The 13,126-nt window shown below is 60.1% G+C and carries 11 protein-coding genes, 1 tRNA gene and 1 pseudogene; 10 read left to right on the top strand and 3 right to left on the bottom strand.

Features of this window, described 5'->3' with window-relative positions:
- Window positions 1-122: 122 nt before the first annotated feature.
- The 3 genes from H5T74_07925 (at window position 123) to H5T74_07915 (ending at window position 3,130) form a co-directional block, all read left to right on the top strand.
- On the top strand, window positions 123-1,217 hold the full coding sequence (locus tag H5T74_07925) for a PDZ domain-containing protein (protein ID MBC7230300.1): 1,095 nt from the start codon (window positions 123-125) through the stop codon (window positions 1,215-1,217).
- Window positions 1,218-1,845: 628 nt separating this feature from the next.
- Window positions 1,846-2,103 carry a Veg family protein gene (locus H5T74_07920; GenBank protein MBC7230299.1) on the top strand — a complete coding sequence of 86 codons (258 nt, stop codon included), beginning with the start codon at window positions 1,846-1,848 and terminating at the stop codon, window positions 2,101-2,103.
- 196 nt (window positions 2,104-2,299) lie between these two features.
- Entirely contained in the window at window positions 2,300-3,130 is an 831-nt protein-coding gene (locus H5T74_07915; protein ID MBC7230298.1) for a DUF72 domain-containing protein, read from the top strand.
- A gap of 397 nt (window positions 3,131-3,527) precedes the next feature.
- On the opposite strand, the gene H5T74_07910 is transcribed toward H5T74_07915, so the two are convergent.
- Window positions 3,528-4,313 carry a SigB/SigF/SigG family RNA polymerase sigma factor gene (locus H5T74_07910; protein ID MBC7230297.1) on the bottom strand — a complete coding sequence of 262 codons (786 nt, stop codon included), beginning with the start codon at window positions 4,311-4,313 and terminating at the stop codon, window positions 3,528-3,530.
- Between the two features lie 43 nt (window positions 4,314-4,356).
- The gene (locus H5T74_07905; GenBank protein ID MBC7230296.1) at window positions 4,357-4,743 is read right to left on the bottom strand and encodes a hypothetical protein; all 387 of its coding nucleotides are present in this window, start codon (window positions 4,741-4,743) and stop codon (window positions 4,357-4,359) included.
- Window positions 4,744-5,530: 787 nt separating this feature from the next.
- Here H5T74_07905 and H5T74_07900 point away from each other — a divergent pair.
- From H5T74_07900 to H5T74_07885, 4 genes are all read left to right on the top strand, one after another.
- Window positions 5,531-5,860, top strand: a complete 330-nt coding sequence (locus H5T74_07900; GenBank protein MBC7230295.1) for an STAS domain-containing protein — start codon at window positions 5,531-5,533, stop codon at window positions 5,858-5,860.
- Window positions 5,861-5,978: 118 nt separating this feature from the next.
- A tRNA-Tyr gene (locus H5T74_07895) sits at window positions 5,979-6,063 on the top strand.
- Window positions 6,064-6,274: 211 nt separating this feature from the next.
- Window positions 6,275-7,339, top strand: a complete 1,065-nt coding sequence (locus tag H5T74_07890; protein MBC7230294.1) for a hypothetical protein — start codon at window positions 6,275-6,277, stop codon at window positions 7,337-7,339.
- Between the two features lie 6 nt (window positions 7,340-7,345).
- Window positions 7,346-8,182: a hypothetical protein gene (locus tag H5T74_07885; protein ID MBC7230293.1), complete on the top strand. Its 837-nt coding sequence runs from the start codon at window positions 7,346-7,348 to the stop codon at window positions 8,180-8,182.
- A 134-nt stretch (window positions 8,183-8,316) separates the two neighbouring features.
- Here H5T74_07885 and H5T74_07880 read toward each other — a convergent pair.
- A pseudogene (locus H5T74_07880) lies at window positions 8,317-8,566 on the bottom strand (DUF86 domain-containing protein).
- A gap of 379 nt (window positions 8,567-8,945) precedes the next feature.
- On the opposite strand from H5T74_07880, the gene H5T74_07875 reads away from it, so the two are divergent.
- From H5T74_07875 to H5T74_07865, 3 genes are all read left to right on the top strand, one after another.
- Window positions 8,946-9,335 (top strand): DUF4143 domain-containing protein, encoded by a 390-nt coding sequence (locus H5T74_07875; GenBank protein ID MBC7230292.1) that lies wholly within the window; start codon window positions 8,946-8,948, stop codon window positions 9,333-9,335.
- Between the two features lie 632 nt (window positions 9,336-9,967).
- Window positions 9,968-12,325 (top strand): PD40 domain-containing protein, encoded by a 2,358-nt coding sequence (locus H5T74_07870; protein ID MBC7230291.1) that lies wholly within the window; start codon window positions 9,968-9,970, stop codon window positions 12,323-12,325.
- A 467-nt stretch (window positions 12,326-12,792) separates the two neighbouring features.
- Entirely contained in the window at window positions 12,793-13,125 is a 333-nt protein-coding gene (locus H5T74_07865; protein MBC7230290.1) for a hypothetical protein, read from the top strand.
- Window position 13,126: the final 1 nt, after the last annotated feature.

Genomic DNA, 13,126 nt, shown 5'->3' with positions numbered 1-13,126 from the left:
GGAGACCGGGTCCGTTTGGATCTCTGGCGATTTGCGAATCGTGGTCGAGGGCCGAGGCTGCTTGGGGGCCCGGCAAGAGATGAAGCGCATGGGAAGATCAAAGCAAGGAACTATTTGGATCTGTGATCGAAGATCGAAGATGTGACCCCATTGCCCTGGTCAGGCTGGCGCTGCCCCTGCTCCTGCCGCTGGCATTCATGGTCATGGTGGTCCCCTCCGGGTTTTTGCTGGAGAGTCCCGGGCCGGCCTTCGACCTCCAGGCGGACCTGGAGGTGGAGGGCGCCGAGACCTTCAAGCCGGAGGGGGAGCTGCTGCTCACCTCGGTGTCCATCCAGGAATCAAACCTCATCGACTGCGCGCTCTCCCTCTTTGACGGCGGGCTGGACGTCATCAGGGTGCGGGATTACCTGGGGGATGAGCTGGACACCGAGGTACAGGATATCGTGGATACCGCCATCACCTTCGTGAGCCAGGACACCGCCACCGTGGCAGGCCTGCGGGAAGTAGGCGTCCCTGTGGAGGTGTGGGGGATGGGGGCGCTGGTGGTGGCGGTGGCCGGAGGCTATCCCGCCCAGGGCTTGGTGCGGGCGGGAGAGGTGATCGTGGCTGTGAACGGCGAGCCGGTCACGGACGGAGGAAGCCTCAATTCCCTCATCAACGCGGCACCGGAGGGGGAAAATGTCGCCCTCACCCTTAGGGCCCTTGACGGGCAGAGGGTAAAGGAGGCGGCGCAGGCGCCCACCGACGGCAGCGAGAAGAGGCCCGACCTGGCTTCGCTCCTGCAGGAGGAGGAGCGGGTGGTGGAGATGGTGCCGGTATACGAACCTGCGCTGGAGCGCAGGGTGATCGGCGTCTCCATCAGGGACTATTTCACCTACTCTACCGGAGTCAGGGTGAACTGGGACCTGGAAACGGTCAGGGGCCCCTCCGCGGGGTTGATGATGACCCTCTCCCTGGTCAATGCCCTCACTCCCCTGGATCTCACGGCGGGCAAAAAGGTGGCCGGAACGGGGGAGATAACCCTGGACGGCGGGGTGGGGCCCATCGGTGGCCTGCCCATGAAGATCCGCGCCGCGGAAAGCGAAGGAGCGGAGGTCTTCATATACCCCCTGGGAAACCAGGATGATCTGGCCGGGATATCCACGGACATGGAGCTCCACGGGGTATCCACCCTGAGGGAGGCGGTCGAATACCTGCGCTCCCTGGCCTCACGGTAAGGCCGCACTTGGGGAGTCGAACGGAGCCGCATACTCTACCCCGTCGCGCACCTGTACTCCCGTGCGCTCGACCCAGGCCGGGCCGAGAGCTGGAGGCCGTATTCTTTGCTCGTCAAGTGCCTGCGCCCGGGGACCTCGCGGTGCAGCCCTCCGGATGGGGCGGTCGGTAGCGCACCAGCGCCCCTGATGGGAGTCTTCACCGCCTTATGATGCTGTAACTTCAGTAGGCGCTTTGGGTTGAAAAAGTTTGAGAGACCGCCTTATGATGCGGTTTTCAGGTTTTCAGGAAAATGCTATACTTAATAAGAACCCTGTTTTTCCGACCGCGTCGGTTTTTCGCGGGCACGCGGGAAGGGCCTTCACCGCCGTATGATGCGGTTTTCAGGAAAAGATGCTAAACTTAATAAGTAACCTGTTTTTCCGACCGCGTCGGTTTTTCGCGGGCACGCGGGGAAAATAGAGGAAACCGGGCTCAGCCCGGCGAAGAATTGTCCGGGTTGAGGAAAATTGGCGGAACATAATCGCCGTATTTTCCGTCCATATAATATGATAAATGCTGGCGGTACAGGAAAAACGGTGGTAAAATGTTTTTTCTGTATATCCGGGAAGAGCAGAGGTGATAGACAGGATGAAGCCGACGGGAATCGAGACCACCAACATCACGGACATCATGGAGACCATGAAGGGCCTGGTGGGAAAGGTAGTGCGCATCTCCGTTAAGGAGTCCAAGCCCAAAACCCACTGGGAGGAGAAGGAGGGCATCGTCGAGGGCGTCTACCCCACCGTCTTTCTCTTCCGTTTCAAGAACCGCCGCAACGTGGACGAGAGGGTCGCCTACAGCTACGTGGACGTCGCCATAGACGACGTCAAGATCCTTGAGAACTAGTAGCCCCGGGACATCCGACCATCCCCGCCGCCTCACCGGTGGCGGGGATTTCGATTATACTGCGGGAAAGGGCGCAAAACCGTTAGGGTGACGTGCGGCGGGAGCCTGCACGGCGGCTCCGGGGGTGCCTCTCAGAGGGCGCGATACCGGAGAGAGGCCGGTCGGTGCAGGACGGCGAGGCAGGGGGCGAGGCGGGATGATCTTTATCGGTACGGCGGGGTTCAGCTACCAGGACTGGAAAGGGGCGTTCTATCCCGAGGGTATGGACAGGAAGTACATGCTGGAGTACTATTCCGCTCGCTTTCCCGTGGTGGAGATCAACAGCACCTGGCACGCCCTCCCGTCCCCGAAGAGCATGCTCTCCATGGCCAGGCGCACCTCCCCACATTTCCGCTTCATCGTCAAGGCCTACAAGGGCTTGACCCATGCCTACGAGGACAACGCCGGGGACTTCGAGCGTTTCCGCGAGGTCCTCAGGCCTCTGGAGGACAACGGCAAGCTGGCCTGCGTACTGGCGCAGTTCCCCTGGGGATTCAAGAACAACGAGGCCAACCGGGAATACCTGCGCCTCCTGCGCGAGCGCCTTCCCGCGCAGGAGGTGGTGGTGGAGTTCCGCAACGAGGGGTGGGTCACCGACCAGACCTTGGAGCTGCTGAGGGAACTCCGCCTGGGCTTCTGCTGCGTGGACGAACCCCGCCTGAAGGGGCTGGTGAAGCCCCACGTCATCCTCACCGGGGATATAGGGTACGTGCGCTTCCACGGGCGCAACTACGAGACCTGGTGGGACCGCAAACGGGAGTCATGGGAGAGGTACGATTATCTCTACAGCGAGGAGGAGCTGGCGGAGTGGGTGCCGGGCCTTCTGGAGCTGGATGACGGGGCCGAGAGGACCTACGCCATCTTCAACAACCATTACCGAGGTAAGGCGCCCCGCAACGCGGTGATGCTCGCGGGCATGCTGCCCTCGGAGCGGGTGTCACCCCTGGGCGGGGGAGACGTCCAGGCGCCGCTCTTCGAGGATGAATAGACCCATGCAGCGGGCGTTGCTCTTGGAGGCCCTCACCGCAGGGCAAGCAACGCGCTGCACGATGACCAGTTGGCGTTCCCGAAATCTTATATAGGAACCCCCTCCCAAAGCGAGCAAAGCGCCTCACGTCCACCCGCCGGCATGACCGAGAATCCTCATGCGGAAGCCCGTCCCTCGAACTCCCAACCCCCAAAGCGAGCAAAGCGCCTCACGTCCACCCACCGGCATGACCGAGAATCCACATGCGGAAGCCCGTCCCTCGAGCTCCCAACCCCCAAAGCGAGCAAAGCGCCGCATGCCTTCCCTTTTCCAGGTTGCGGGTTCCCTTTACTGGAGCTCCTCCCTCACCAGCGAGCCGTAGCGGAGTAAGTCCAACTCAAAAGTTGGATAGGCCCCCTTACCTGAGCTCCTCCCTATCCAGCGAGAGCTCGCCGCGCAGCTTATCCAGTATCTTGCGCAGGAGGCGGGAGACGTGCATCTGGGAGATGTTGAGTTCCCTGGCGATCTCGATCTGGGTCATGCCGCGGAAGAAACGCATATAGACGACCCTTTGCTCTCTTTCCGAAAGGCAGGCGATGAGCTTTTCCAGGGTATCGCGGTCCTCGGCAAGGGAGAACTCGTCGTCGTCTCCGCCCAGGTAATCCAGGAGACAGAAGCCGCGGTCCTCGGAGCCCTCGCCGTATATGCTGTCCAGGCTGAGGTAGTTAGTGGCGTGTGCGCTTTCCAGTATCTCCACCACCTCCTCGAGGCTGGTCTCCAGGTAATCCGCGATCTCCTTTAAGGTGGGGGAGCGCCGCAGCTCCTGCGTCAGGGCGTCTATGGCTTGGTTCAGCTCCTGGTCGCGCATCTGCAGGCGGCGTGGGATGCGGATGGCCCAACCCTTGTCCCGGAAGTACCTTTTCAGCTCGCCCACGATGGTGGGGGTGGCGTAGGTGCTGAACTCCACGCCGCGGTCCAGGTCATAGCGGTCTATGGCCTTGATGAGGCCGATGTACCCCACCTGAAGGAGGTCTTCAAGTGGCTCGCCCCGGTTGGCGAACTTGCGTGCCAGGTATTCCACGAGGTGTATGTTGAGGGAGATGAGCTCGTCGCGGATGGAAGGGTCGCCGGTTCTCCTCAAGGCCTCGAAGAGCTCCCTTACCCGGCGTCGTCTTTCCTGGCGTTTATCCTCGTCTTCCCGCAAGGACGCAACTCCTCCCGGCGGCGTCGCGCTGCGGCAAGCCCGGCTACTGCTCCCGTTTCTTACGCAGGGAGATGCGGCAGACTGATTCCCCCCGTTCCAGGTCCACGGCGTCCACTACGGACTCCATGATCATTCGGCTGAAGGACTCCGGCACCACCGCGCGCGCTTCGCCGTTCTCGGACAACCGCGAAGTCACCACGATTTCAAGGTACTCCTTGCCCGGTTGTATTTCAACTTCGAGGTTGGACCGTTCGGCGGAATGCACCAGAGCGTAATTGCTGGCCTCGTCGATGGCGATGCGCAGGTCCTCGAGCTGCGCGAGGTTGAAATCCATGCGGCTGGCCACGAGGTAGACAGCCAGCCTGATGAGCTGCCGCGAGAACTGCTCCGCGGGCACCCTCAGACGGATAACTTCCCCGTTGTCACCCAAAGCACCTCACTCTCCCCCTGGCGGCCCTTTTTTAATGGCCGCCCTCGGTCCCGCCTTCTCCCATCACGCCGTCTACCGCCGGACCCGCCCGCCTATCTCTCGAGATGCAGCCCGGTGGCGGAGCGGAGGCCTGAGAGATACGGGTCACGGCGCCGCGCTTGCCTGCCTCCGTGTTCTCACCTGCCGGAACACAATCTATTTTCCCTTCTCGGAGGCTTCTGAAACCGCCGAAACAGGGACATTGATCATCGACAACGGCATTGATAACGCAACCTGTCTCGAACGATTACCTTGGACTGAGCTGCGCTTCCCCGGTCCCAGCCGCGGAGGCGGGGAGCATTTTTTCGCAGCAATAGATAAGGCGGGCTTGCGCCGAGGAGAGGGCTTTCCTGCCTGATCGCCGGTAGCCGGCAGCGGGGGAGAGCGAAAGAGGGTGCGGAGAAGACGGTCTCTTAGCGGCGTGCCGCCCCATCGGGCGGTGGTTCGGACGGGATATCTGGACGGGATATGGCGATTGAGGGGCGTCGGGGAGGAGGGCCTTGCGTGCCTGAGGGAAAAGGGGTAGAGCAGCTCGGGCGAGCGGGGTTCCGCCGGTGAGGCGCCGTATCGGGGCGGGTAACCTTCCGGGGGACTCCGCATTTCTTGCAGTGGGGATAGCGGGCAACACGGCAGGACCGACGGCAGCCTGTAGGATGATTGCCCGGGCATGATAAACTTGTAAAGTAGCACCGAGGTTCAGGGATACCACAGGGAAGGAGATGAATTGAACGAGCCAGGGGGAGTTTTCCTGCGCACTCAGGTCGAGGAGCTGAACGGCGTTCCCGTGATCACTCTGGAGGGTGAGATAGACCTCTCCACCTCCACCAGGTTCAAAGAGGTGGTGTACGAGGTCATCGAGTCCGGGCGGAAGGACATCGTCATCGACCTGAACGGCCTGGAGTTCATGGATTCCACCGGGTTGGGGGTGGTGGTCGCGGCGTTGAAAAAGACGAGCATGGAGGGCGGGAGCATAAAGCTGATATGCAGCAAGCGGAATATCCGCAAAGTGTTCACGGTAACCGGTCTGGACAAAGTCTTTCCCATTTACGATAATTTGCAACGGTGCCTCGAGGATTGAGGCGAGAGGACCTCGGTCGAGCGTTAGAGGATCCGGGAACAAGATCTATTAATATCAATACGCAACTACGAGAGGAAGCGCGTCCGAGACGGGGCGGATAGTCAAGAAGAGCTTATGCGGGGGAGTACCCGAGTGGCCAAAGGGGACGGACTGTAAATCCGTTGGCGCAGCCTTCGATGGTTCGAATCCATCCTCCCCCACCAGGGATAAAAGCGCAGGTCAGAGGGATATTCCTCTGACCTGGTCGTTTTTTCAGGAAACTGTCATTCATTATGGGAAGGAATCTCTGCCCTTCACGACCTAACCCGACACTCCAACTGATGGACTGCTCGGGGGAACGCCCAAGCCTTGACGCGAATGTTGCCATAATATATTATGATGCCCATAAGGACAACATTATATATAGGAGCAACAATGAAAGAGGCGGAAATCGTCGACGGATTAAAGAATGGCATCGGGGAGATCCTTCCCGTTCCTGGGTTGAAGTTCGGGATATCCCCTGCCAGGAAAAGAGAAGCCCTGTCACCCGATTATGTCGCTTCGATATCAATAAACGGCAAGGGATTCAGGGCAGCCATTGATGTGCTTCCATCAAGGAGTTCGGCGATATTGCGGGGCAAACTGGCAAGACTTGTGTCCTATGCCCATCGGGATGGTGGCTTTGTCCCGCTGATCCTGTCGGATTACCTCAGCAAGGAGAAGAGGGAGGAGTGCAAGGACGCCGGGATCTCTTTCATCGACCTTTCAGGGAACGCCTATATCGTGCACGAAGGAATATATATAGAACGTGAGGGCTTTCCTGACAGGTATCCGGAAAGAAGGCTGGGGCGCGGGCCTTTCTCCGATAAAGCATCACTGATACTCAGGGCGGCTCTTGAAGAGAGGGGCAGGCCATGGGGCGTCAGAGAGGTGGCCCAAGCAGCTGATCTAGACCCGGGATTTGTCTCCCGCATTATGAGGGAGCTTGAGATGAGGGGCTATTTTGGAAAAGAGGGCAACAAGTACAAGTTGTTGGATGCGAAAAGCCTTCTCGAGGACTGGGCGAGCGTATATGACTACCGCAAGAACGAGGAACACGGCTATTTCTGCCTGGCTGGGAATCCCGGGGAGATACTCGACAGATTGCGCGATGTGGGGAGGTATAAAGGCATATCATACGCCCTGTCCTTCCAGGCCGGAGCCAACCTGGTGGCTCCTCATTCCATCTATAACGAGGTGCATATATATCTGAGGGATGAGAGCGGACGGAAATCCCTTGAGCAACGGCTTAAGTTGAGAGAAGTAGAAAGAGGGGCAAACGTCATTTTATGCTACCCGTACTACAAGCACTCAGCCTTCCATGGGATGCATCAGGTAGACGGTCTCTGGGTCGTATCGGATCTACAACTATATCTCGACCTCTATAAGTATCCTTTGCGGGGACTGGAACAGGCTGAATATCTTTACAAGCACCGGTTGAAAAGACTCATCGAGGGATGATACACGGTGGAGGAGACCTTCAAGCACAGCCTGTTCAAAGTCGTTGAAATCCTTGGCGAGTATCTCTCCGAGGTCGTCTTCGCGGGTGGTTGGGCGCCTCTTATCTACTATCACTATCTTTTGGGAGATAAGGCCAGGACCCCGTTACTGACCAAGGAATTCGATTTGATGGTTGCAAGGCGGATCGCAAACAAAGGCAAGAACCTCAACGAGCTACTCTTGGATGCGGGATTGCACCCCGAGCCACGCGACTCCTCGCCACGACCGGCATACATCTACTCGGGAGAGATCGAGGGCAACCACCTCGAGTTGGAGTTCTTCACCTCCAAGACCGGAAGGGGAGGGGATAGGGCCATCGAGGTTCAGGATAACCTGCTTGCTCTCCCATTAAGATATGCCGACATCATCGTTTCCAACGCCATGGAAGTCGTGATAGACGACCATCCGCTTCACAGTGTAACTGCACCAGCCGCACTACTGGTACCTTCACCGGGGGCCTTCATCTTCAACAAGGGACTGACGTTCCCCAGGCGCCAGGTAGCGGCCAAGAAGGAAAAAGATCTCTACTACATCTTCGATATACTGGCGCGATGTCCCGAATTAAAGCCAGAGATATTGGAGGAACTCAGTACTCTCAGGCGTTCGAGCGCCACCCATGCAAAGTGGTTCAAGTCTTTCCTGACGAATATGGCCGATTATTTCGGGAATCCCAATGCCAAGGGGATCTGGATGGTATTCCGCCAGAGACCACCAAACGCTTTTCCGGGATGGGATGATCGGCAGTTCCGCCGGTATGCATTCGAGATATTCAAGGAATTCATCGAGGAACTGGACCCGCAATAGCGCGGCTTCGGTCAACAGATAGTCGATATAGCTGTGCTCAAGCGAGCAAGACCAAGAGCAACCGAGAAGCAAGAAGAACGGGGGATTTCCAGACAAATGGCCAAATCAATATGAAAGCCTGCGAATGCTGCTGATCAACAAATAGTCAAGACAGTTGGATACGGCAGTAGGTTGACGGTGATGATCCGCCATATTATGGAGAGGTCGATGCCGAAATACTCGTAGGATACGATATTCCTGAGGCCGTCATTCTCCCCCAGGGTTATCGGGATGTCCTTCTCGGATCTCGGGCGGGATATTCTTCGAAGCTTCGCCGATTATCTCCAGGTTTCTGAGCACGGCGTCCACCGTCCTGTTGTCGCCCGGGAAATCCTCGAACGACATGCCGCCGACATAATCCTCTATCTTCTGGGTGGAGCTCAGTATGCATTCAAGGAAAAGCAGGTAAGGTCAGTCTCATATATATATATATATAGGCTACCTCTCTCAGGGTCCTTTCTTTGGATTGCGGCCTCAGCGCATCGGGCGTTGCCTGGTCGACGTTCAGCCCTAAAACATCCTCCTGGTACTCGAGAAGGTCGATGAACTCCCAGGTTGTTTGACGTCGACTAGATTTTCCCTCGGCGACAACCAGAAATCCCGTCTCAAGAGCCGGTCATGATGACATAGAATCCTTTTTATGCCAAAGCGGCGCTACAAAGGGTTTCACGGAGGCTTTGCCGGATGCTAAAGACTGTATCTGACAAGATAGCGATATGGATATATTGTCGATCCGGGGCTGAACGCCTTTCTTGCCGGTTATCACGACCTCGATTCCCTGCGTGAAGGGCGCGAGCTGGGCGGCCTCTTCGAATGCCTGGTTTATCTGCAACTGCGCGCGGACGCGGAGCTGCAGGTCCCGCGCACGGGGATCTATTTCTGGCGGACCACCGGAGGCAGGGAGGTGGATTTCGTCCTGGAGCAGGGCAGGGACCTGGTGGCGGTCGAGGTCAAGTTGACCACCCGGCCTTCATACAACGACATCAAGAACCTCCTCGCTTTCCTTGAAGAACACCCCAGGGCGATACGGGGCGTGCTGGTACATGCTGGGAGCGCCATCCGCAGGCTCCACCGCAAGGTCGTCGCGGTCCCATGGTGGTGGCTGGGCTCCTGAGCGCGGGCAGGAACGCTGGATGCCGTACAACCGCCGTCTCTATTGCTAGCGAAACCCGACGCGCTAACCCGACATTATTCGACGCATGGCTAACCAGGGCAGAGTTCGACGCAGCGGATCGATGATGTGCAAAGGCGTATCGATCAAGCGCTGTGGCGCTTGTTCTCCTTAGGGATCAGAGTCAAGTGCCGAAGTCGCTGCATGATGCCAAGATCATGATGTTATAGCGCACTCGATTTACTCGGACACGGAATATGGATGACTTGATGTCCAAGGAAATCGGGTGCGCTTTATTTCGGAGGCGTCAGATCTTCATCATTCCAAGCCTCGCCTCGTGCCTGGGAGCGGTCAGACAAAGGCCGGCGCGCGGCGGTTTACGAGAACCCGTTTAGGGGTAAAAACGATCAGGCATGAAACAGGGATGTGCGGGGATATTATCCGCGGTATCCGCGGAACCCTATGAACAACAGGCCACGCTATGCGCCCGCTTCACCAGGGATATCCCAACGCCGCCAGACGGATATTTATTTCGTTTCTTCGAGGAGGTTCGGGAGATGAGCACGCGTGGGAAAGTCGGCTGTAAGCGGGGCCGGGTGAGCAGCGGCCCGCCCCGTAAAAGGCGTTATGCGGCCTTGCTCGAGTCGACGATGCCTCTGCTGCTGGCGCTTCTGCTCCTGGCGCTGCCGGCGGGGAGCGCACAGGCCGCGCCGGGGGACATCGCGGTGGTATCCTCGGAAGCCGCGGGCACATTGGGGAATTCGGCGAGCAGCTGCCCCGTCATATCCTCGGACGGAAGGTACGTCGCCTTCAGGTCCAGGGCCACCAACCTGGTGACTCCGGCCACCTCGGGGCTGCAGGTGTTCCGCAAGGACACGGAGACGGGGGAGGTGAGGCTGGTCTCGGCGAACGCGGCGGGCGAGCAGGGAAACGGCTTCTCCACCACCACCGCCATCTCTGCGGACGGGCGCTACGTCGCCTTCTATTCCGACTCCACCAACCTGGTGACGCCGGGCACTTCGGAGCAGCAGGTGTTCCGCAAGGACATGGTGACGGGGGAGGTGAGGCTGGTCTCGGCGAACGCGGCGGGGACGCAGGGGAACCACCCCTCCAGCTTATCCTCCATCTCGGCGGATGGGCGCTACGTGGCCTTCAATTCCCGTGCCACCAACCTGGTGACTCCGGCCACCTCGGGGCTGCAGGTGTTCCGCAAGGACACGGAGACGGGGGAGGTGAGGCTGGTCTCGGCGAATGCGGCGGGGGCGCAGGGGAACGGTGTCGTCCATCCTTTCGAGCCGGATATCTCCCTCGACGGCAGGTTCGTGTGCTTCACCTCCGACTCCACCGACCTGGTCGCGCCGGCCACCTCCGGGCGGGAGATCTTCCGCAAGGACATGGAGACGGGGGAGGTCGCGCTGGTCTCCGCGAACGCGGCGGGGGCGGAGTCCAATATGAGCAACGGATTTCCCTCCTGCTCTGGCGACGGCAGGTTCGTGTCCTTCACCTCCAACGCCGACAACCTCATCCCGGGCGTGCCCGCCGGTCAGGTCTATCGCAAGGACATGGTGAGTGGGGCCATCGTGCTCGTCTCCTCGGATGCCGTGGGGAACCCGGCAGACCTCGGCTCCCAGTATTCCTCCATCTCGGAAGACGGTCGATATGTGGCCCTGCAGTCCAACGCCACCAACCTGGTTGACGGGGACGCCAACGGCAAGCTGGACATCTTCCGCAAGGACCTGGTGACCTGGAAGATGGAGCTGGTCTCCGCGAGCGCGGCGGGGGTGCAGGGCGACGACCACTCCGAGTACCCGGTCATCTCCGGCGACGGCAGGTACGTCGCCTTTCATTCAAGTGCCACCAACCTCATCCCCACGCCCACCACGACGGAGCAGGTATTCCGCAAGGAGCTGGCCGCCCCCTACCGCTTCTTCTTCGCCGAGGGTTACACCGGGGCGGGTTTTCAGGAGTACCTGTGCCTGGGCAACCCCTCGAACGTCCCCGTAGATGTCAGGGTGACCTACCTCTTCGGGGACGGTCCGCCCAGGACAGAAATCCACAACGTGCCCGGCCGCAGCCGGGTGACCAGGGACGTCAACGCCCTGGCGGGGGCGGACAGGGCGGTCTCGCTCGTCTGCGAGGCTGAAGCCCCCTTCATCGCCGAGAGGCCCATGTACTTCGACTACCGCGGTGCCTGGACGGGGGGCCACGACGCGGTTGGGGCGGAGGCTCCCTCGACCACCTGGTACTTCGCCGAGGGCTACACCGGCCCCGGCTTCGAGGAGTGGGTCTGCGTCATGAACCCCTGGGAATCCCCGGCCGAGCTCACCTTCCGCTTCCAGACCCAGGAGGAGGGGGAGAAGGTGGTGGGCGGCCTCTCGGTGCCCGCCCACGGCCGCTCGAGCATCCTGGTCAACCAGCTCCTCGGCGGCGGGTCGTACCAGACCTCCCTCAAGCTGACCTCCTCCCTGCCGGTGGTGGCGGAGAGGCCGATGTACTTCAACTACCAGGGGACCGCTTTGTGGGGCTGGACCGGGGGGCACTGCGTGATGGGGGCCACCTCGCTGAGGAACGGCTATTTCTTCGCCGAGGGCACGACGCGGAGGGGCTTCGAGGAGTGGCTCACCCTGCAGAACCCCGGGACGGCAGATATCAACGTGCACGCCACCTACATGCTGGGGACGGGCGAGACCGTGGAGAGGGACTATCCCGTGCCCGCGGGAAAGCGCGAGACGGTGCTGGTGAACGACGCCGTAGTGGGGGTGGGGCCCGAGCAGGACGTCTCGGTGCGCCTCAGTTCAGGCGCGCCCTTTCTCGCCGAGCGGCCCATGTACTTTGCCTACCCCGGCACGGCGGGATGGGGCTGGACCGGGGGCACTGCGTCATCGGCACCCCCTACCCGGCGCTCGACTGGTTCTTCGCCGAGGGCTATACCGGGTACGGCTTCGAGGAGTGGCTGTGCATCCAGAACCCCTGGGAGACGGACGCGGTGGTGACCATCACCTACTACCCGGAGGGAGGGGGCGCCATCACCAGGGAGCCCTTCACAGTGAAGGCCAACTCCCGCTCCACCGTGATGGTGAACGACCACGCCGGGCCCGGCATCCCCACCTCGGCCAGGGTCTCCTCCACCCAGCCGGTGATCGTGGAGAGGCCCATGTACTTCTCCTACGGCCCTTCCGGCTGGACCGGAGGCCACGACGTGTTGGGTTATGCCGTCAACCCCGAGGAATAACCCCAGGCATTGGGATCAAGCCTTGCCCCGTGCTTGAGGCGGCTTCGACGACAGGATTTATAGAGAGGGCCGGGCGCCACCAGATCGCTTCGGCGGCGAAGAGGCCGCTTCGCAATGACGTTAAAAGAGGCGCCCTCTCGCAATGACGTGAACAGGAACAGGCATGGAGCCTCGTCTCATGGTTGAGGCCTTGATGGATAAACCGACCGTGTATTGCGAACGCGGCGGATGAAAGGAGAGGGCTATGAAGGCGGTTCAAACACCCTGGCGCTGCGCTATTTTGTCAGACAGCTTCTGGGTAATCCTGCCGGTTCATTCAGCATCAACAAGTTCGATAATGATCTGAAGACGCAGGGAATACCGGTCGCGAAAGACACCCTGCACGCTTACCTGGGCTATCTCGAGGATGCGTTCCTGCTGCGGACGATCTCCCTCGAATCCGGATCCGAGCGGAGGCGTATGGTCAATCGGTTTCCAGCAGTTGATGGGGATCATGCGCAGAAGAAAGAGGCGCCCGGCAGGACGGGCGCCCCTCAACGCAATCAGGTCATGGACCGCTAGG

This window comes from Actinomycetota bacterium, from assembly GCA_014360645.1.
Lineage (GTDB): Bacteria > Actinomycetota > Geothermincolia > Geothermincolales > RBG-13-55-18 > Solincola_B.
The sequence above is the reverse complement of the archived record's forward strand: the minus strand, read 5'-3'. Positions and strand labels throughout refer to the sequence as shown.